Here is a 21,710-nt window from a genome sequence, read left to right on the forward strand (position 1 = left end):
TTGATTTGGTTATTCTTCTGGTAACTCACTTGCTTCTTGTTTATATCCTGATACGCGATATACATAATAAAAGAGCAAGCTGCCAGCGTAACCAAGCAACGTTGGGACGACCCAGCCAAGACCTAATGCAGCAAAAGGAACATAATGATGATAAAATCCTAGTAAGCTTGCTACGACAGTTTGCTGACTCACTAATGCAGGCGAATTTGCCAACATATCCAATACGGCTGGAACGGCAGAAAAAAACATCGTTACTTGATAGACAAATGGACTCTTTTGGAAGAATTTTGCTGTTAAGGAAAGTAAGATTAACGCAAGTGACAATGGATACAAAAGCATCAATACTGGTAAAGACCATTGGATGATATTATCCAATCCGGCATTCGCAACGACAAAAGAGACAAAAGTCGTTAACCGCAGCCATGTCATATAACTGACTTTAGGGAACAGTTTATGGAAATCTTGTGCAAAAGAAACAACGAGTCCCATAGCGGTAGTGAAGACACCTAATGTGACCATTACCCCTAAGAAGCTAGCACCGAAGTTACCTAAATAAAAATTAGTGATCTGAGAAAGTGCAGTTCCACCATTTTCTGATAAAGACATCTTATTCAAACTCATCGCACCGAGAAGGACCAGACCAAAATAAATCATGACTTCTAACGCAACGCTCAGGCTACCAGCTTTTGCTGTTAATTCTGTGACTTTTTTATCTTTAAAACCAAGATCACGAACTGCATGGACAAAAGTGACACTTAAAGCAAGTAAAGCTACTGCATCAACCGTGTTGTATCCTTCTAAAACGCCATTTGTCAAAGCGTTCGTCTGATAAGAATCTGCAGCAGATTGGTTTAGATTCCCCATGGGTTGGAATAAAGAAAAGACAAAAATGATAGCTAATAATGCAAGAAACAAGGAGTTTAAATACTTTCCGACATATTTGACCAAACGTGTTGGATGTACAGTAAGGAAATAAGCAAGTAAAAAGAAAAGAGCAGAGAATAAAAACATACCTAATGAATCATATTTTTCAGGCAAAAAGGGTTTAGCAGCCATTTCAAAAGCAGTTGCTGCTGTCCGCGGTGTACCAAAGAATGGTCCGATCGTTAAATGAACAAGGATCAAGAACAAGGCAGCATACCATTTTCCGACAGGTTTAGCTAGGTCATACAGACCATCACTTTTTGTCACTACTACAGCTAAGATAGCTAATAATGGGAAAAGAGCGCCTGAGATGGCAAATCCTACACCAGCGCTGATCCAGTTTGATCCAGCCATTTGACCTAAGTGGACAGGAAAGATCAGATTACCTGACCCGAAGAACATCCCGAAGATAAGTGAACTGACCATCAATAATTGCTTCCATGAATAAGTTTTTGTTTCTTCCATAAATTTTTCCTCCAATAATTATCATTTTGAGTAACCAAATAAACGTTGCAGAAACTAGAAATGCCACTAATATCAGATTCCATGAAAACCACCACCTTAAAATATAAAAAAAGCCCTTTTCCACTTGGGAAAAGGGCTCTAGATTCTAGAACGGTACCACCTTTTTTCGCTTAAAAAAGCTTCTTCATTCACGGACGCTTTTCGATAAAGTTATCCGCTAGCCTGATAATGGAGGCAGCCACAATGATCTACGTTTTCGACATTGACTCGGAAATGATGTTCGTCTATTCGATTTATTGTCATTTCTCACTTACATGACTCACTGGGAATAAATCGCTGAATAGCCTACTGTTTTCCTCGACGCTTTGCTGTATATTTATTTGTTGACGTTATAATACACCTGTTTTTTTTGAAATGCAAGAATATTTCAAATATTTTGTTTTCTTTTTTTGAAACAAGAAAAATACCCAGAGAATACTTGCTAAGTTAGACGGAATACTTGTCCTCTATCTTATGCATAGCTTACATGATCAGCTTTTTTTATTCAAACGAGTCCTTTAGAGAATGGAAGCAGCTATTTTTTAACGTTTCTTAGTACTTATGGTTAAGCAACTCTTTTAGAACCTTTTCTTATTTGCTATATAGTTTCTTCTGAGTATGGTAAAATAGGAAAGAATGAATCGAAAAAAAGGGGATGTCTATTTTTGACGGAAGAGTCTAGTTCTTTAGAGATTAGATTGACGGCTGCTGATGATGTCAGCATGCTTTTAGGTGCACACGACAAGCATATAAAACTGATTGAAGAAACAACAGAAACAACCATCCATACACGTGGAGAAATCATTCAGATCATTGGTGAACAATCCCAGATTTCCTTGGCTGCCTCAGTCATTCGGACATTGCAGGAATTGATCAAACGAGGAATCCATGTAAGTACACCAGATGTCGTGACGGCACTGAAAATGGGGCAAAAAGGCACATTAGATTATTTTGTTGAGATGTATGAGGAAGAGATCGTCAAAGACCGTAATGGAAAACCTATACGGGTAAAAAACAGCGGCCAAAAGAAATATGTCGAATCGGTAGCCAAACATGATATCGTATTTGGCGTAGGACCAGCCGGGACAGGAAAAACTTTTCTTGCAGTAGTATTAGCAATCGCTGCCTTGAAAAAAGGTGAAGTGCAAAAAATCATTTTGACGCGGCCTGCTGTGGAAGCAGGGGAAAATCTAGGCTTTCTTCCCGGGGATCTAAAAGAAAAAGTAGATCCTTATCTGCGTCCTGTTTATGATGCTTTATACCAAATTTTTGGATTAGATCATACGAACCGATTGATGGAACGAGGCGTGATCGAAATTGCTCCTTTAGCTTACATGCGGGGGCGGACATTGGATGATGCATTCGTTATTTTGGATGAAGCACAGAACACGACAGTTGCTCAGATGAAAATGTTCCTGACACGTCTTGGTTATCAATCAAAAATGATTGTCAATGGAGATACGAGTCAGATTGATCTGTCTCGAGGGACAACAAGTGGTCTTGTTCATGCAGAACGAACATTAAAGCAAATCAAGAAAATCGATTTTGTTAATTTTGAAGCAAGTGACGTTGTTCGGCACCCTGTAGTTGCCGAAATCATCAAAGCTTATGAAAAGGCAGATCTCCATCAAGAATAAGCTTTGCTTAGGAGGATAAGCACATGTTGAATAAAACACTGCAGAAACTACAAGAAAAACTTGGAAAGGCAGCATTGCCTTTCCTGCTGTTCTTGTTTTTTATCATTATCTGCGGCGTTACATTTAGTAGTGTCAAACAAAAGGCCAATGATTTCAGAGAAGGCCAAGTAGCAGAAGAAAGTATCCGTGCAAACAAAACGATCGAGAACACGGAAGAAACCGAACAAAAAAGAAAACTGGCAGCAGAAGCAGTCACTCCAGAATACACTTACCAAAAAGATCTTGCAGATGACCAGAACAATCGGATCAAGCAACTATTTGAATTGATCGATAAGACGAATGATGCCATCAACAAATCTTATGACGAAAAGATTGATAAGGCAAAGGAAGATGAAAATATCCCAAAGCCTACTACAGAAGAGCGGATCGCCGCGCTGAAGAAAAATTTTGAAAATGTGAATGCAGAAAATGTTGCGTTTTATCAAAAACTACCGAACAATTTTTATTCGACGATATTTGAAATGACTGAAACTGAGATCCATACTGTGAGGGATGAGAGTCTGAAGCTCATTGACGAACAGATGAGCAAACAAGTTCGTGAAAGTGAATTGGAAGCTTTTAAACAAGAAGCAGAAGAGCAAATCCAATATTTGAATGTCACACCAGCACAACAACAAATGATTCGCTACTTAGTGGATCAAGGTATCGTAGTGAATGACGTATTGAATGAGAAAAAGACAGAAGAATTGAAACAATCCGCACGAGAAGCTGTACAACCAGTGATGATCTTCCAAGGAGAAATCATTGTTCGTGAAGGTAATCAAATCGATGCTTCAGCTATGAAAAAATTGGAATTACTAGGACTGACTAATCAAACAACTTCGATTTTTCCGCTAATTGCCATGGTTTTAGCTGTTTTGCTTCAAATCGGCGTACTGATTTATAATTCACTTCAATTCCAAAATGCAGGAGAAAGAACAAAATACGTGCTTTTCTATGTGACAGCTATGTCAGTCAGCATAGTGCTGATGAAATTTTTCCAATTATTCCAAACGGAACAAGCTACTTATATCCCGCTGTTTTATCCCGCTGCTTTTGCACCACTTGTTTTAAGCTTTTTCTTGAATCGAAGAGCAGGGATCATGGCTGGTATTTTCCAAGCAGTATCTGCACTTTTCATTTTTTATGATTCGATTGGCACGAACTTTCTAACGATTATCTTGATGTCTTATGTTTTCTCTGGGCTCATGGCAACGATTGTCAGACGTAAACGGATCTCAGAACAAGGATTATCTGCTGCCATGTGGGTCATTATTTTTCCTGTGATGATGGATGTCATTTTGATCGTCTATCAAGGAATGAGCTTTGGTGATGCAACGACTTGGTTAATGCTTGTCTGCGGGTTCACTGGTGCACTCTTCTCATTCTTGCTGACGATCGGTCTACACCCATATATTGAATTGATGGTCAATGATGACAGTGTAATTGTATTAAATGAACTCAGCAATCCAAATCATCCTTTATTGAAACAGTTGCTGGAAGAAGCGCCAGGTACTTATCATCATAGTATGATGGTAGCTAATCTAAGTGCTAACGCTGTAGCAGAAATCGGCGGACGTTCTTTGCTAACTCGAGTAGCTTGCTATTATCATGATATCGGCAAGATCAAACATGCTAGCTTTTTCGTTGAGAACTTGCCTTCAGGAGCGGAAAACCCGCACAATTTCTTATTGCCAGAAGACAGTAAACATATTATCTTTGGACATGTGACAGATGGAGCCAAAATATTGGAAGATTATAATATGCCGCAAATGGTGATCGATATTTGCAGACAGCATCATGGAACCACGCTAATGCGTTATTTCTACATCAAAGCGAAAGAACGCAATCCGGAAGTAACAGAAGAGCAATTCCGTTACCCTGGACCAAAACCGCAAAGTCGCGAAGCAGGGATCGTCAATATTGCTGACAGTTGTGAGGCTGCAGTACGGGCAATGGATCATCCGACGAGCGAAAAAATCGAAAGTTTTGTCCATAATCTTATCGAAGAGCGTATTTCCGATGGTCAATTAGACGATAGTGGACTGACCTTGAAAGAAATCCGAAAAGTGGAAAAATCATTGATCAGCGGTTTAAGTAGCACCTTCCATTCTCGGATCAAATATCCTAAAATGAAAACAGAAGTTGAGAAGATAAAGGAAGAACAAGAAGAATAGAAAGAAGCGATGTATAATGGATATTACCTTTATGGATGAAACAAACCAAGTCTCAGAAGAGAAAATGAAAGAAATCGATGACTTGCTGCAATTTGCAGCATCTTATTTAAAGCTGCCAGAGGAAACAGAAATGTCTGTTACTTTCATGGACAATGCGGCAATCCAAGTAATCAATCGTGATTACCGTGGAAAAGATGCACCGACAGACGTCATCAGTTTTGCTCTGGAAGAAGAAGGCGAAGACGAAATCCCAGTGATTTTTGAAGATGGAGAGAATCCATTGCCTCGTGTACTAGGAGACATCATGATCTCTATTGAACGTGCTGCTGAACAAGCAGAAGCTTACGGCCATTCATATGATCGGGAACTTGGCTTTTTAGCGGTACATGGATTCTTGCATATCAACGGGTATGACCATATGACACCAGAAGATGAGAAAGAAATGTTTGGTTTACAGAAAGAGATCTTGGATGCCTATGGACTCAAAAGATAAAAACGTAGAGAAAAACAAACATTTCCTGATGTCTGTGGAATTTGCTGTCCAAGGAGTCAAAACTGTTTTTGAGGAAGAACGCAATATGAGGAAACATGTTGCGTTCGGTATCCTTGCTTTATTTATGGGCGTGATTTTCCAGCTTGATCGGATAGAGTGGTTATGGCTGCTTTTAGCTGTTTTTCTCGTTTGGATAGTAGAGATCATCAATACTGTTTTTGAAAATGTAGTGGACATGTTTACGGATTTTCATTTTCATCCGATTGGGAAAAAAATCAAAGATATGGCAGCTGGAGCAGTTTTAGTGACCGCTTGTTTTGCTGTCATCATTGGGTTGATTTTATTTGTCCCTAAAATATATCATTTGTTGTTTAATTAAAAAGGAGAACGTATATGTCAGAACATAAATCAGGGTTTGTCGCAATCGTCGGCCGCCCGAATGTAGGAAAATCCACATTATTGAACCGAATCGTGGGTCAAAAAATTGCCATTATGAGTGACAAGGCACAGACAACTAGAAATAAAATCCAAGGAGTATATACTACACCAGAAGCTCAGCTGATTTTTATCGATACACCAGGAATCCATAAACCAAAGCATCGTCTAGGAGATTTTATGGTAGAAGCAGCTTACAGTGCGTTGAAAGAAGTGGATGCAGTCTTATTTATGATCAGTGCTGATCAAAAACGCGGCCGGGGAGACGATTTTATTATTGAACGTCTAAAAAACGTGCATTCTCCTGTTTATCTGATTATCAATAAAATCGATAAGATCCATCCAGACGAGTTGCTGGGAATCATCGAAGATTATTCGACGCAGATGCCTTTTGCACAAGTGATTCCGATCTCTGCTACAGAAGGAAACAATGTCGAACGCTTAATGGATGTATTAGTCAGTGAAATGCCAGAGGGCCCACAATATTTTCCAGATGATCAAGTGACTGATCATCCTGAATACTTCATCGTTTCTGAATTGATCCGTGAGAAAGTCTTGTTTTTAACACGAGACGAAGTGCCTCATTCTGTCGCAGTCGTTGTTGATTCGATGAAACGAAACGAGAATGATAAAATCCATATCCAGGCCACGATCATCGTCGAAAGAGATAGCCAAAAAGGAATCATTATCGGCAAAGGCGGAAAAATGCTGAAGCAAGTAGGAACGAAAGCAAGAAAGGATATCGAAAATCTTTTAGGAGACAAAGTATTTCTAGAACTTTGGGTCAAAGTCCAAAAAGACTGGCGAGACAAAAAAGTCTATCTGCAAGACTTCGGCTACCGAAAAGATGAATACTGATATTCTGAACTTCTTATAGGTTAAGTATAGAAATAAACTGGATAAAAATCCGCACGTTGAGAAAAACGGCGGAAGATCGAAACATAAATAATCTGGATCGGCAGAATCTGCTTTTCCAGATTTATTTTTTAGGAGGGAGAATATGAGCCAGCTTGCAGAATCGAAAGGCTTGATTTTATCTAGCCGTAATTACAAAGAAAAAGATAAATTAGTCAAAATCTTTACGGAATCTTCTGGCAAAATGATGTTTTATATCAAAGGAATCCATCGGCAAAATCAGCCATTAGCTCCGGCTTTGCTCCCCTTTACCGAAGCAGTCTATATCGGTAATTTTCGAAGTGAAGGTTTGTCGTTTTTAAGCAGTGTCAAAGACGTCCATGCGTTTCGGAACATCCAAGAAGATATCTTTTTGAGCGGTTATGGTACGTATTTGCTAAATCTAGTAGATGCAGCAATCGAAGATCATCAATATGACCCGCACTTATTCCAATTTACGCAACAAGCTCTGCAGCGGATGGACCAAGGAGATGATGCAGAAATCATCAGGAATATCTTTGAAGTTCAAATACTGCAACGCTTCGGAATCGCGCCAATTTGGACGCACTGTGTCGTATGCGGGGAAACAAAAGGAAAATTTGACTATTCTTCCAAATATGGCGGTGTGATATGCGAGAAACACTGGCCAATGGACGAACACCGTTATCATGCAGATCCTCGCGCTGTTTATTTCGTTCGAATGTTTTCGGCTATTTCTTATGATAAGATCAGTGGAATCCACTTGAAAGAAGAAACGAAGCAGGCAATCCGTGACCTCATTGACCAGTTGTATGATGAATATGTCGGTATTCATCTAAAAAGCAAAAAGTTCATTGATCAAATGAAGTCTTGGGCACACGTATTAAAGACGCCAGAGAAAAATATGCCTGAAAAAGAGATACCTGAAAAAGAAGAATAAATGAAAGATACAACAAAAAAATCAAAACTATTTGACAAATACAGGGACTTCCGTCTATTATTAACCGTAGATTAAATAGATCGTTCACTGAGAGGATCTATTATACAAACAAGAAAACTGCAAAATGAATACGTACATTGACCAAGATCAGTAAAAAACACGTGGTTTAGCGAGTTCGGGAGAGTGGAAGCCGGACCCAAACGATTTTTGAAGAGGCACTTGCGAGTACGATAAATGAAGCTGCCGAATCTTTATTCGGAAGTAGGGTGGAACCGCGAAATTATTCGTCCCTATGTCTGTAATCAGACATAGGGACTTTTTGTCGTTTTCTTTCCTGTATTCTTATTGACAGCAACGCTTAAAAATTGAAAGGGGCAAAACAGATGAGTAAAAAATTGACCGTCCAAGATATGATTTTAACATTACAAAAATTTTGGTCATCAAACGGCTGCATGCTGATGCAAGCTTATGATACAGAAAAAGGAGCAGGTACGATGAGCCCATATACATTCTTACGGGCAATCGGACCGGAACCATGGAATGCTGCTTATGTAGAGCCATCCCGCCGACCAGCTGACGGGCGTTATGGAGAAAACCCAAACCGTTTGTATCAGCATCATCAATTTCAAGTCGTAATGAAACCTTCACCTGAAAATATCCAAGAGCTTTATTTAGAAAGCTTGCGTCTTTTAGGAATTGATCCATTAGAACACGATATTCGTTTTGTTGAAGACAACTGGGAGAACCCATCGATGGGGTGTGCCGGTGTGGGTTGGGAAGTATGGCTTGATGGGATGGAGATCACACAATTCACGTACTTCCAGCAAGTCGGAGGACTACCTTGTAAACCAGTTACTTCTGAGATCACTTATGGACTAGAACGTCTTGCTTCATATATTCAAGAAGTTGAAAGTGTCTATGACTTGGAATGGGCTGATGGCGTGAAATATGGCGAGATCTTCAAACAACCAGAATATGAACATTCCAAATATTCTTTTGAAGTAAGCGACCAAGACTTGCTACTAAGTAACTTTGATCGTTTTGAAAAAGAAGCTAAACGCTGTATCGATGAAAATCTTGTTCATCCAGCGTATGATTATATTTTGAAATGCAGCCATACATTCAACTTATTAGATGCCCGAGGTGCAGTATCCGTAACAGAGCGTGCAGGTTATCTTTCCCGCATCCGCAACATGGCTCGTGCTGTAGCCAAAATCTTTGTGGCAGAACGCGAAAAATTAGGATTCCCTTTATTGAATAAAAACACAGCAAATCCAGAAAACGTGAAGGAGGCTGAATAAGATGGTAAAAGACTTATTACTTGAAATCGGGCTGGAAGAAATGCCTGCTCATGTAGTCACACCAAGCATGAAACAATTAGAAGAAAAAACAGCAAAATTTTTAGATGAAAACCAATTGACTTATGATACGATCGAAACGTTTTCTACACCGCGCCGCTTAGCAATCAAAGTAACAAACATTCCAGAACGTCAAGCAGACAGCGAAGAAGAAGTCAAAGGACCAGCCAAAAAAATTGCTTTGGACGCAGATGGAAACTGGACGAAAGCAGCTGAAGGATTTGTCCGCGGACAAGGTCTGACGACAGATGCTATCACTTTTAGAGAATTAAAAGGCGTGGAATATGTCTATGTAACGAAATACACTCACGGCAAAGAAGCAAAAGAAGTATTGACAGGTTTAGCAGATGTCATTAAAAGCCTCACTTTCCCAGTAACGATGCATTGGGCAGAATACGATTTTGAATATATCCGCCCTATTCACTGGATCGTGGCATTGTTAGATGACGAAGTAATCCCGTTTGAGATCTTGGATATCAAAACAGACAGAGCTTCAAGAGGTCATCGTTTTTTAGGCGAAGATGTGACATTTACACATGCAAAAGAATACGAAGAAAAATTAAATGAACAATTTGTTATTGCTTCACCACAAAAAAGAAAAGAAATGATCATCACACAAGCAAACGAATTAGCAGAAAAAAATCACTGGATCATTGATCTAGACGAAGATTTACTAGAAGAAGTCAACAATCTAGTCGAATATCCAACTGTCTTTTCTGGCGACTTCGAGGAAAAATATCTTTCTGTTCCTGAAGAAGTACTAGTCACTTCTATGAAAGAACATCAACGTTATTTCGAAGTACGGAACGATCAAGGTATGTTGCTTCCTCATTTTATTTCTGCTCGTAATGGCGATCGGGTAAAATTGGAAAATGTGGTACGAGGCAATCAAAAAGTATTGACTGCTCGTTTAGAAGATGCGGAATTCTTTTATAATGAAGACAAGAAAGCTTCAATCGACCAATACGTTGAAAAATTAAAAACTGTTACTTTCCATGAAAAAATCGGTAGCATCTACGAGAAAATGCAACGGGTACAAGTCATCGCTCGCATCATAGGCGAACAAGTAGGACTATCTGAGGAAGAATTGATGGATCTGCAACGCGCTGCTGAAATCTATAAATTTGATCTAGTAACCAACATGGTAGGAGAATTCCCTGAACTACAAGGGATCATGGGAGAAAAATATGCTCTGCTTAAAGGCGAGAAACCAGCCGTAGCAACAGCAATCCGTGAACATTACATGCCTATATCCAGTGAAGGAGATCTACCTGAGACTACAGTAGGTTCTGTTTTAGCGATTGCTGATAAATTAGATAGTATCTTTTCTTTCTTTGCAGTTGGGATGATCCCAAGTGGCTCAAACGATCCATATGCTTTGCGCCGTCAAGCATATGGTGTCGTTCGAATCATCGAATCGAAAAAATGGGCCTTTCCTTTGTCTGTTCTGCAAGAAACGATTAGTGAAGTTATCAGTAAAGATGCGGATCGTTTTGGCATTGGCTTGTCAGCGGGACAACAACAGGTGATCGACTTTATCAAAGGCCGTCTGCGCCAATTATTGACAACGAAGAATATTCGTCATGATGTCATCGAAGCTGTTTTGAACGCAGAACAAAAAGATCTGACAAAAGTATTTGCAGCAGCACAATTGTTCAAGCAGCATCTTGCAGATGAAGACTTCAAACCATCGATGGAAGCTTTGACACGTGTCGTGAACTTAGCGAAAAAAGCGGAGCTTGAAAAACAATCAGAAGTAGACCCTGAACTGTTCGAAAACGAAGCGGAGAAAGAACTGCACAAAGCAGTAGAGGCAATGAAAACAAGCTTTGCTGACCAAACGATCAACGAAAATTATGATCAGCTTGTAAGCCTTCGCCCACTGATCGAAAATTATTTTGATCAGACGATGGTCATGGCAGAAGAACCAGCAGTACGTAAGAACCGATTAACGCAATTAAGTCAAATTGCTGCCATGGCTTTGTCACTAGCAAGTTTGGATCAAATCATCACAAAATAATTTCTAATATGTAAATAAACCAGAGAACAGGCAAAAAATAGGCTGTTTCTCTGGTTTATTTGTTATAAATATAAATAACTATTATTAATTCAATGTTAATTTTTTTGTTATTTTATTTTTTGTGTAACTTTTAAAAATACCTATGAAAATTAAGGAAATAAAAATGAAATCGATTAATTGTTATCTTATTAATGTTTTATTTACTTTTTAATCGTAAATTGCCCTAGTCAAGAAAACAGTTTGTGGTATGATTATATAGGGAAAACTTGTTTACAAATATTTCTGTGAATATATTAGTTTAATTATGTTTTTTTAAATAAAAAGCTGTCATTTTTATGTAAGTGAATTATATCTTAATTTATCTATCATCAATACTTAGGAGTGAATCTATGGAAAAGCCATTCGTCAAGTCATTGACTGCTGTGGCGGTAGGTGCAGGTGCTATTGCGATCTGTTTGTTTGGATACCACATCAATAATCAGCAGCAACATCAGCAACGGATCAATTATGCAGAATCTGCCATCACCAATCAAAAAGACACCTTGACTTCTTTATCAAAAGAAGTAGACAAGCTGTATAGTACAAAAGAAAAAATTTTTTTAAACCCTGAAATAACAGAAGAAACAATCACAAGTTTGTCCAATAAGCTATCCTCTGTCAAACTTTCAGCAGATGATTACGACATCAAAGAATCAGAATTGCCTAAAGAAGCTGTTGCAATCCAAGATGAGAAGAAAGCAATCGTGACACAGTTAGATAGTGCAGAATCAAAACTGAAGATCCAGACAGCTGTCAACGATTTATTTACTAAAAATGTATCAAACTGGCAGCAAGCTGTAGACGATGTCGTCATCAAAGAAAAGGTGACCAGTGCAGATGTCGCTCGTGTACGTGAAAATATGAGCTTTTTTAAAGATAGTCCTTGGAAAACGGTTGTTATGCAATATCTAGGATTCGCTGATACTCAGATCGCGCAAGTCACGCAACTAGATCAGTTATTCGATACGATGTTAAAGGATGGTCAAGTGACTGCCACCGCTACTTACGATCAATATTTGACGGCGCTCAGTCAAATAGAGCAGATCCGGAATGAAAAAATAAGCGCAGCATACGCAACAAAAGCACAAACTGTTGCTGAGCAAATGGGCTATAGCAATATAAGCTATTGACAGTTAAAACGTTGATTCAAGCAAGGTTAGCAAACGGAGGAAACTATGGCAAGACGAAGAAGAAAATCAAGAGGGAAAAAAATATTTCTGATTATTTTAGCAGTTCTTATCGTATTAGTATTAGCAATTGTAGGAGTAGGAGCAAAATTATATCTGGATCTCTCACATTCTATTGAGAAAACTTACGAATCAGTGGAACGAACCCAAGGAGAACGAACGAAACCAGTTGATCTGGACAAACAAGAATCTTTCTCTGTTCTATTGATGGGGATTGATACTGGAGATTTAGGTCGGGTCGATCAAGGAAGATCAGATACGATGATGGTTGCCACAGTCAGTCCTGAAGACAAACAGACAACGATCGTCAGCATTCCTCGAGATACGTATGTCGACATCGTAGGTCGTGACACAAAAGACAAGATCAACCACGCTTACGCATTCGGCGGAGCTGCCATGGCGATGGATACCGTACAAAAATATGTAGACATCCCAATCGATCACTATGTCTCTATCAATATGAAAGGGCTAAAGGAACTCGTTGATGCAGTTGGTGGTATCGAAGTCAATAATGACCTCACTTTCTCACAAGATGGCTATGACTTTCCAATCGGTAAAATCACATTGAACGGGGATCAGGCATTATCTTATTCTCGTATGCGTTATGAAGATCCCAATGGTGACTATGGTAGACAAGAGCGTCAAAGAAAGATCGTAGAAGGCGTAGCAAAAAAAGTATTGAGTCTAAATGGTGTCAGCAACTATCAATCCGTTTTGAATGCTCTAGAGTCGAATATGAAAACAGACATGAGCTTTGATGAAATGAAAAAAATCGCTTTAGATTATCGGGAGGCATTTGGTACGATCAAGCAAGATCAGCTGCAAGGAGAGGGCTTCATGCAAGATAATATCTCCTATCAAAAAGTCAGTGATCAAGAACTTGATCGTGTGAAAAAAGAATTAAAAGATCAAATGAATCTAGAGAATAAATAGGAAAGTGGAGAAAAAATGGAAGAGACAATCAGCTTGAAAGAAATTTTTGAAACATTACGCAAACACTTGGTAACAATCATCATCTCAATGTTTGCTGGCTTGGCCATCTCAGGAATCGTAACATTTTTCATCTTGACACCAAAATACAGTTCACAAGCACAATTGATCGTGACACTGCCACAATCAGACACAGCAAATGTCAATGATGTCAATACGAACCTGCAAATGATCAATACGTATAAAGATATGATCATTAGTGATCTAGTGCTAAATGAAGTCAAAGATCGTTTAGAAACAGAAGACAATGTGAAAATGACCGCTGGACAAATCAAAGATGCGATCTCCGTCAATCAGTCAGAAAATTCACAAATGTTCTCGATCCAGGCAATAAGCACGAATGCAGTGACTGCTCAACAGATCGCTAATACAACTTCACAAGTTTTTCAAGAAAACGCAGAAGACGTGATGAATGTCGATAAAATCTCGATTATTTCAGGTGCAGTTGCCAATACGACACCTGTTTCGCCAAATAATAAATTGAATCTAGTGATTGGCTTAGTGTTAGGAATGATGGTAGGCGTAGGTCTGGCATTCTTATTCGAATTACTTGATCGGACAGTGAAAGATGAAAAATATGTGACGGATACATTAGGATTCCCAATCTTAGGAACAGTTCCAGAAATGTCAGCGAAAGAATTGAACGCTGGTATCCGTAAAAAAGGAACAGCTCCTGCACGACCAAAAGCTACAAACGATAAAACAGCCCCATCACGCAGAAGCCGCTCAAGAGTCTAGGAGGAAGAAAAATGGCACGAACACAGAAACAAAAAGCAACACAAACTCATGCAGTCAGTTTGATCACATTAACAAACCCATCTTCACCAATCGCCGAACAATATCGTACGATCCGGACGAATATCCAGTTTGCCTCCGCAGCTGGTCAGCAAATCAAAACGATTGTCGTGACTTCATCAGGTCCTGGAGAAGGGAAATCCACCACTGCAGCAAACATTGCAGTCGTTTTTGCTAAATCCGGTCAACGGGTTCTACTAGTCGATGCAGATTTACGTAAACCTGTCGTCTATAAAACATTCCAGCTAAACAATGCAAGTGGATTAAGTACAGCACTTAGTTCATCAGGAAGTGTAGCAGATGTGATCCAACGAACGCCAGTCGAGAACTTGTCAATTTTGCCTAGTGGACCTAAGCCACCCAACCCATCAGAATTGTTAAGCTCGCCAAGAATGGATCAGATTCTAGCCGAAGCAAGACAGTTATTTGACGTGGAATGGCAACAGTTTTTTTGACAAATTTTATAAGGTGTAGAACTTCTTTCCGTATGCTATTCCGATTGTCCTTGACAATGAGCCTCCTCGGATGTGACGATCTTCGGCAGGAGCTAACAGTTAAAGTTAGACTGCCTCGCTAGCGTTAGCACATCCGAGCTCATTATCAAGGATTCGCTGCGCCAATCTCTGGTTACGGTAACCAACCGGTGTCTCGTAGCCAAGTGTACCGTGCAACCGAAGGTGGTTCCACCAATTGACATAGTCAAATAACTCCAAATCCAATTGTTGTAAGGTTTCAAATGTGTATTGATAGACAAATTCTACTTTCAACGACTTATAAGTTGATTCAGCTACGGCATTATCAAAAGGACAGCCTTTATGACTCAATGATCGATTGATGTCAAAAGTTGTTAATAATTCATCAATAGCTTGGTTATCAAACTCTTTTCCACGATCAGTATGAAAAATCTCAACCTCTGTCAGAGGTTGTTTGATACGGCTAAATGCTTTTTTTACTAGAACGGCATCTTTATGTTCTCCACAAGAATAGCCGAGAATTTCTCGATTGAACAGATCCAAAATGAAACAGACATAATTCCATTTTTTCCCGACTCGTACATAAGTCAAGTCTGTTACGATCGCTTCTAATGGGTTGTCTCTTAAGAATTTACGATTCAATACGTTTGTCGTTTTGGCTTCATTGCAAGTAGAATGATGTACTTTAAAATAAGCAACAGTATAGCTCGATTTTAATCCTCTATTTTTCATGATTCTACTAATTTTTCGTCGGCTGATCTGAATGCCTCGTTTTGATAAGGCTTTTTTTATTTTTCTTGAGCCGTAGGCCTTTCGGCTGCGGATAAATTCTTCAGCGACTACTTCTTCAAGTTCTGATTCGTCTTTCTTTGGTTTTGATTGATAATAATAGGACTGACGTGATAGACCTAATATTCTGCACATCGCTGATATAGGGTAAAGATGCTTATTCGCATCGATTACTTGTCTCTTCGTCCGAATATCAGCGCTGCTTGCTTTAAAATATCATTTTCCATTTCTAATTGCTGGTTTCTTTTACGTAGTTCTAACAATTCTTTTTGTTCAGGCGTAAGATTATCTTTTTCTTTGAATGAACCACTCGTTTTAGATTGCTTTACCCATTTGTCAAATGCTGAAGCCGTTAGTTCATATTCTCGAATGATTTCTACACGTGGCTTTCCAGCTAAGTAAAGATTGACGATTTGTTGCTTGAATTCTTGTGAAAAAGTTCTTCGTGTTCTCTTAGACATAAAAATTCCTCCTGGTATGTTTTCTTCTAGTCTACACACCTTAATTTTTCTGTCTAGTTAATTGTAGCCTATCCAGACGTGGTGATATTCGATATGCCACCAGTAGTAGCCGTAACAGATGCACAGATCATGTCTTCAAAAACGGATGGCACTTTATTGGTCGTACGTGAAAATACATCACGTAAAGAATCCTTGTCTAAAGCAAAAGAACTGCTAGAGATGGTACAAGCACGAGTCTTAGGTGTTGTGTACAACGGAGCAGAACATAGCAAAGATGCTGGTTATTACTACGGAAATTAAGGAATAAGAAGAGAGGAGACAAGAGAAATGATCGATCTACATTGCCATATCCTACCAGGAATCGATGACGGGGCAGAAAACTTAGAAGCAAGTATTGCAATGGCTGAAAAAGCGATTCAGCAAGGCATCACTCATATTTTATGCACACCACACCACAATAATGGAAAATACAGCAATGAAAAATCACAAGTCATTTCTCTAGTCGCTTCGTTACAAGCCGAATTAGAGAAAAGACAGTTGCCTTTGACGTTATTGGAAGGACAAGAAGTACGTATTACCGGAACGCTCATCGAAGACATCCACCGAGATGAAATTTTATTTACAGATTTAGATGATACATATCTTCTGATCGAATTTCCGACACTGGAAGTGCCGTTATATGCAGAACGGCTTTTTTTTGAGTTGTTAGAACTAGGAAAGACACCAGTGATCGTCCATCCAGAACGCAACGCGCATTTTCGCGAAGACCCGAATCATTTGCTTCCGTTCCTAGATATGGGGTGTTTGGCCCAACTTACTGCGCCAAGTTATGTTGGGGTATTTGGCAAAGACATCCAGAAAACAGCCAAAACGATGGTCAAACATAATCTCGTGCAGATGGCTGCTTCTGATGCACACGGAGTCTCTAAGCGCACCTTTTACTTAAAAGAGTGCTATGAGCAGATTGCCAAGGACTTTGGTAAGGAAAAAGTAGTACAGATGAAACAAGTCGCAAAGGATCTGATCAACGGGGATGAAATCAGTTATCCAGTCTATGAAGAGGTAAAAAAGAAGAAGTTTGGTTTATTTTAGGGGGAGTTAAAAAGTGTTTATATTAACAAGAAGAAGAAAAATTGCCACATTGGTTGTTGTGGACAGCTTGTTATTAATCGCTGCAAATATTGCAGCAGCTAAATTCATGAAGCCGTTTGTATCTATACCAATGGATCTTATTTTAATCTCTATCGGTTTGTCGATTGGTTTTTATTTATTTTATGGTAGTTTATTCAAAGTTTTCACTCGGATCAATCGCTATACAAATTTAAGAGAGATCATTGCAATTTTTAGTTCACTATCTGCAAGTGCTGCCTCAAGTATCCTCATACTGCTGTTTATTAATCGGCGATACAGTTTACGGTTAGTTATCTTTGCTTATCTGCTTTCGCTCTTATTGATCATCGGTAGCCGATTGATCTGGCGTATCTACATCGAAACAAAAAATATGAGATATGTATCAGCAGATTCTGCTAAAAATACCTTGATCGTTGGTGCTGGCGAAGGCGGGCGTATTTTATACAACAGCTTTCTTGGATCCAAAACGGCTCAAGATATCCACGTTGTCGGGTTTGTAGATGATGATCCAAATAAAAGAAATACGTATCTTTCAGGAAAAAAAGTATTAGGTGCATTAAAAGATATTCCGGTATTGATTGAAAAATATGACATTCAAATGGTAACGATCGCTATCCCTTCCTTATCAAGAAAAAAATTACGAAGAATCTTCGAGTTAGTCGAATCCGCTCGTGTGAAAGTCAACACGATGCCTTCTATAGAAGAACTTGCTTCAGGAAAAATTAGCGTATCAAAATTAAAAACAATTGACGTAGTGGATTTACTGGGAAGAGATGAGGTAAAGCTGGATATTGAATCCATCAAAGATCAGATCACAGACAAAGTCATTCTTGTCACCGGCGCAGGAGGATCGATCGGTTCAGAAATCTGTCGGCAAATCATTCAATTCAATCCTGCAAAGCTATTGCTTTTAGGACATGGGGAGAACTCGATCTACTTGATTGACCGTGAGTTACGCACGCATCATCAAAATTGTCCTACAGAAATCGTACCGATCATCGCAGATATCCAAGATCGCGAGAAAATCAATGAGATCATGGAACAATATCATCCAGATATCGTCTACCATGCAGCTGCTCATAAACATGTACCACTGATGGAATATAATCCAAAAGAAGCAGTCAAAAACAATATTTTCGGTACAAAAAATGTAGCAGAAGCAGCTAAAGCAGCAAAAGTGAAAAACTTCGTCATGGTATCGACAGATAAAGCTAACAATCCTCCAAATGTCATGGGTTCAACAAAACGAATCGCTGAAATGATCGTGACTGGATTGAATGAAGAAGGCTGTACGAAATTCTCAGCTGTCAGATTTGGGAATGTCCTTGGTTCTCGAGGTAGTGTGATTCCAGTATTCAGAGAACAAATTGCTCAAGGTGGTCCAATCACTGTAACAGACTTTCGTATGACTCGATACTTTATGACGATTCCTGAAGCTAGTCGTTTAGTTATTCAATCTGGCGCATTAGCAAAAGGTGGCGAAATTTTTATTCTAGATATGAGTGAACCAGTGAAGATTGTAGACCTAGCGAAAAACATGATCCGATTGAGCGGGTATAGCGAAGACGAAATCGAAATCATTGAAACAGGTATCCGTCCAGGGGAAAAACTATATGAAGAACTATTGTTGGATAAGGAAAGAAATGATGAAGCAGTTTATGAGAAAATCTTTGTAGGAAACATCAAAGGCTACTCAATACAAAAAGTGATGGATTTTGTCAAGAGCCTGCCGCAAGACGATGAACAATTGGCTAAAGATATTGTCACTTTTGCAAATGCTTCAAATAAGTAGGGGGAGTAAAGTGTATAAAGACGGTTTAAAAAGAGGGATAGATTTTTTATTATCTTTAGTTGGTATCATCGTATTATCACCGATCCTTTTGATTCTATGTATAGCTATCAAAATCGATTCAAAAGGTCCAGTCATCTTCAAACAAAAACGGGTAGGAAAAAACAAATCCCATTTTTATATCTATAAATTCCGAACGATGAAAGTAGATACGCCTCAAGAGACACCAACTCATTTGTTATCAAATCCTGACTTTTTTATTACACGAGTAGGAAAATTCCTTAGAAAAACAAGTCTGGATGAACTACCGCAATTATTTAATATATTAAAAGGGGACATGGCAGTCATCGGACCACGTCCAGCACTATGGAACCAATATGATTTGATTGAAGAACGAGACAAGTACCATGCAAATGATATCCGTCCAGGACTAACAGGGCTCGCACAGATCAGTGGACGAGATGAATTAGAGATCGACTACAAAGCACGTTTAGATGGACAGTACACAGCAAATATCACGCCATGGATGGATCTAAAATGCTTTTTTGGAACCATAATCTCCGTCTTTAAAATCGACGGCGTTGTCGAAGGCGGAACTGGTTCGGTGAAAAAGGAGGATGCAAAATGAAAAAGATCCTGATTACTGGTGCAAACAGCTATATCGGTACATCCTTCAAAAAATGGATGACACAATTTCAAGACGAGTATCAAATCGACACACTAAGTGTACGAGGTGACGTGTGGCGAGAACATGACTTTTCGGAGTATGATACGGTTTTTCATGTAGCAGGTATCGCGCACGCAGATGTATCGAAAGTAAGCGAAGAAACAAAGCAACTCTATTATGCGGTCAATCGAGACCTTGCAATTGAGACAGCAAAAAAATATAAACAAGATCTATCAGGAAAGAACGGACAATTCATTTATATGAGTTCGATCATTATCTATGGAGAGGAAACGAGTATCAATAAAAAGCGTGTCATCACACCTGAAACGAAACCAAATCCATCTAATTTCTATGGAGACAGCAAACTGCAAGCGGAGATTGGTTTGCAACCATTGAATGATGCTACCTTCCACATTGCTATCTTACGTCCGCCAATGATCTATGGACCAGGAAGTAAAGGGAATTATCAGCAGTTGGTGAAGTTGGCTAATAAGCTGCCCATCTTCCCAGATGTAAAGAATGAACGTTCCATGCTGCATATTGAAAAACTGTCTGAATTCGTTAAAGAACGAATAGATGATCAGGATAGTGGTGTATTTTTTCCACAGAATGATCAGTATGTTCGTACAAGCCATATGGTTCGTGATATTGCACAAGCTAATGGGAAAAAGATATACCTCTTTTCTTGGATGAACTGGGCGATATGTTTGCTTGGGTATGTACCGGGGAAAGTTGGACGATTGACAAATAAGGCATTTGGGAATTTAGTGTATGAGAAAGAGGAAAAGTAGGGGGAAATATAAATGAAGAAAGCTTTAATTGTTGCTTCAGTTGCATCAATGATAGAGCAATTTAATATGAATAATATTTCAATCCTACAAGAATTAGGATATCAGGTAGATGTTGCAACTAATTTTTTAAACCCTGGGACAATAGATGAAAAAACCTTGAGTCAGCTAAAAGTTAGACTAAATAAATTAAATGTTAATTGTTTTCAAGTTGATTTTCCAAGAGGTGTAGGCAGCATTAAAGTCGATAGGGAATGCTATAAAAAATTAAAAACACTTTCTAAAAATAATTATACATTAGTACACTGCCATTCACCAATTGGAGGGGTCTTGACTCGACTAGCTTTTAAAAATACAAAAACTAAAATAATCTACACAGCTCACGGATTTCATTTTTATAAAGGAGGACCAATAAGAGATTGGTTGCTATTTTACCCTATTGAAAAATATTTATCAAAATATACTGATGTATTAATAACCATCAATAATGAAGATACATCTATTGCTAAAAAATTTAGTGCTAAAAAAACATTACAAATTCCAGGAGTAGGTGTACAGAAAAGTAAGTTTAATTTGATAACTTTAGACAAAAATAAAGTTAAGCAAGAATTAGGAATTGGGAAAGATTCTACTGTAATGATTTCTGTAGGAGAACTTAGAGATTTAAAAAATCATATTACTGGAATTAAAGCTTTAGCACATTTGAATAAATCAGTTTATTATATTATTTGTGGCTCAGGAGAATTAAAGAGAAGTTTAGTATATGAAGCAGAAAAACTTGGCGTAGCTAACCGAGTTATTTTTACAGGATATACAACGGAGTTATCTAAGTATTTTGCAATATCGGATATCTCTTTATTCCTATCCAAAAGAGAAGGGCTTGGTTTAGCTGGTTTAGAAGCCATGGCAGCAGGGATCCCTCTAATTTCTTCATATGTTGGTGGAATAAAAGATTATACAGAGAATGGTAAAACAGGCTTTACAATTTTAGATCCAGTAGATTTTATGTCAGTTAAAAATGCTATTAATAAGTGGATTAATTTAAATCAAGATAAAAAAAATGAGATGTCTGCATATTGCAAAATACTAGCAAATAAATATAGCCAAGAAAATGTTAATAAAGTAATGAAAAAAATTTATAAAGACTCAATAAATTATATTCCGAAATAAGCTTGTTAAAGGAATTAATAAAAGGAGAAAG

Annotated in this window: 18 protein-coding genes and 2 pseudogenes; 18 read left to right on the forward strand and 2 right to left on the reverse strand. The window is 38.5% G+C overall.

Annotation, left to right across the window (positions count from 1 at the left end):
• Nucleotides 1-9: 9 nt before the first annotated feature.
• On the reverse strand, nt 10-1,389 hold the full coding sequence (gene brnQ / locus MKX69_RS04095; RefSeq protein ID WP_341008912.1) for a branched-chain amino acid transport system II carrier protein: 1,380 nt from the start codon (nt 1,387-1,389) through the stop codon (nt 10-12).
• Nucleotides 1,390-2,093: 704 nt separating this feature from the next.
• Between brnQ and MKX69_RS04100 the strand changes: the two genes are divergently transcribed.
• From MKX69_RS04100 to MKX69_RS04155, 12 genes and pseudogenes are all read left to right on the forward strand, one after another.
• Nucleotides 2,094-3,065 carry a PhoH family protein gene (locus MKX69_RS04100; RefSeq protein ID WP_305040208.1) on the forward strand — a complete coding sequence of 324 codons (972 nt, stop codon included), beginning with the start codon at nt 2,094-2,096 and terminating at the stop codon, nt 3,063-3,065.
• Between the two features lie 23 nt (nt 3,066-3,088).
• Nucleotides 3,089-5,281 carry an HD family phosphohydrolase gene (locus tag MKX69_RS04105; RefSeq protein ID WP_002306228.1) on the forward strand — a complete coding sequence of 731 codons (2,193 nt, stop codon included), beginning with the start codon at nt 3,089-3,091 and terminating at the stop codon, nt 5,279-5,281.
• Nucleotides 5,282-5,297: 16 nt separating this feature from the next.
• On the forward strand, nt 5,298-5,774 hold the full coding sequence (gene ybeY / locus MKX69_RS04110) for an rRNA maturation RNase YbeY (RefSeq protein WP_002288749.1): 477 nt from the start codon (nt 5,298-5,300) through the stop codon (nt 5,772-5,774).
• A complete protein-coding gene (locus MKX69_RS04115; RefSeq protein ID WP_002301250.1) occupies nt 5,758-6,153 on the forward strand; it encodes a diacylglycerol kinase family protein in 396 nt (131 codons plus the stop codon). The genes ybeY and MKX69_RS04115 overlap by 17 nt, the downstream gene beginning before the upstream one ends.
• Nucleotides 6,154-6,167: 14 nt before the next feature.
• On the forward strand, nt 6,168-7,067 hold the full coding sequence (era, locus tag MKX69_RS04120; RefSeq protein ID WP_010723209.1) for a GTPase Era: 900 nt from the start codon (nt 6,168-6,170) through the stop codon (nt 7,065-7,067).
• A gap of 142 nt (nt 7,068-7,209) precedes the next feature.
• A complete protein-coding gene (gene recO, locus MKX69_RS04125; RefSeq protein ID WP_341008918.1) occupies nt 7,210-8,022 on the forward strand; it encodes a DNA repair protein RecO in 813 nt (270 codons plus the stop codon).
• Between the two features lie 383 nt (nt 8,023-8,405).
• The gene (gene glyQ, locus MKX69_RS04130; RefSeq protein ID WP_002291706.1) at nt 8,406-9,323 is read left to right on the forward strand and encodes a glycine--tRNA ligase subunit alpha; all 918 of its coding nucleotides are present in this window, start codon (nt 8,406-8,408) and stop codon (nt 9,321-9,323) included.
• Nucleotide 9,324: 1 nt separating this feature from the next.
• Nucleotides 9,325-11,400, forward strand: a complete 2,076-nt coding sequence (gene glyS / locus MKX69_RS04135; protein WP_341008920.1) for a glycine--tRNA ligase subunit beta — start codon at nt 9,325-9,327, stop codon at nt 11,398-11,400.
• 389 nt (nt 11,401-11,789) lie between these two features.
• Nucleotides 11,790-12,569, forward strand: coding sequence for a hypothetical protein (locus tag MKX69_RS04140; RefSeq protein ID WP_341008922.1), 780 nt, complete (start codon nt 11,790-11,792; stop codon nt 12,567-12,569).
• Nucleotides 12,570-12,614: 45 nt separating this feature from the next.
• A complete protein-coding gene (locus MKX69_RS04145; RefSeq protein ID WP_047928404.1) occupies nt 12,615-13,559 on the forward strand; it encodes an LCP family glycopolymer transferase in 945 nt (314 codons plus the stop codon).
• A gap of 15 nt (nt 13,560-13,574) precedes the next feature.
• Complete coding sequence (locus tag MKX69_RS04150) at nt 13,575-14,354, forward strand: YveK family protein (protein WP_341008925.1); 780 nt, start codon at nt 13,575-13,577, stop codon at nt 14,352-14,354.
• An 11-nt stretch (nt 14,355-14,365) separates the two neighbouring features.
• Nucleotides 14,366-14,845: pseudogene (locus MKX69_RS04155) on the forward strand (CpsD/CapB family tyrosine-protein kinase); the annotation flags it as partial.
• A gap of 126 nt (nt 14,846-14,971) precedes the next feature.
• Here the strand turns inward: MKX69_RS04155 and MKX69_RS04160 are convergent.
• A protein-coding gene (locus MKX69_RS04160; RefSeq protein ID WP_086956687.1) for an IS3 family transposase occupies nt 14,972-16,134 on the reverse strand; the annotation gives its coding sequence in 2 pieces (ribosomal slippage) (nt 14,972-15,858 and nt 15,858-16,134; 1,164 coding nt in all).
• A gap of 75 nt (nt 16,135-16,209) precedes the next feature.
• Between MKX69_RS04160 and MKX69_RS04165 the strand changes: the two are divergent.
• The 6 genes and pseudogenes from MKX69_RS04165 to MKX69_RS04190 all read left to right on the forward strand — a co-directional run.
• Nucleotides 16,210-16,434: pseudogene (locus MKX69_RS04165) on the forward strand (tyrosine-protein kinase family protein); the annotation flags it as partial.
• A gap of 27 nt (nt 16,435-16,461) precedes the next feature.
• The gene (locus MKX69_RS04170; RefSeq protein ID WP_008264442.1) at nt 16,462-17,226 is read left to right on the forward strand and encodes a tyrosine-protein phosphatase; all 765 of its coding nucleotides are present in this window, start codon (nt 16,462-16,464) and stop codon (nt 17,224-17,226) included.
• A 13-nt stretch (nt 17,227-17,239) separates the two neighbouring features.
• Nucleotides 17,240-19,057, forward strand: coding sequence for a polysaccharide biosynthesis protein (locus MKX69_RS04175; protein WP_105222654.1), 1,818 nt, complete (start codon nt 17,240-17,242; stop codon nt 19,055-19,057).
• A gap of 10 nt (nt 19,058-19,067) precedes the next feature.
• Nucleotides 19,068-19,682, forward strand: coding sequence for a sugar transferase (locus tag MKX69_RS04180; RefSeq protein ID WP_341008929.1), 615 nt, complete (start codon nt 19,068-19,070; stop codon nt 19,680-19,682).
• Entirely contained in the window at nt 19,679-20,512 is an 834-nt protein-coding gene (locus MKX69_RS04185) for an NAD-dependent epimerase/dehydratase family protein (RefSeq protein WP_077940721.1), read from the forward strand. The genes MKX69_RS04180 and MKX69_RS04185 overlap by 4 nt, the downstream gene beginning before the upstream one ends.
• A 12-nt stretch (nt 20,513-20,524) precedes the next feature.
• Entirely contained in the window at nt 20,525-21,679 is a 1,155-nt protein-coding gene (locus MKX69_RS04190) for a glycosyltransferase (RefSeq protein WP_341008934.1), read from the forward strand.
• The last annotated feature ends 31 nt before the right edge of the window (nt 21,680-21,710 follow it).

Origin of the sequence: Enterococcus sp. FSL R5-0957 (assembly GCF_038008005.1) — a bacterium.
GTDB classification, from domain to species: Bacteria; Bacillota; Bacilli; order Lactobacillales; family Enterococcaceae; genus Enterococcus_B; species Enterococcus_B faecium.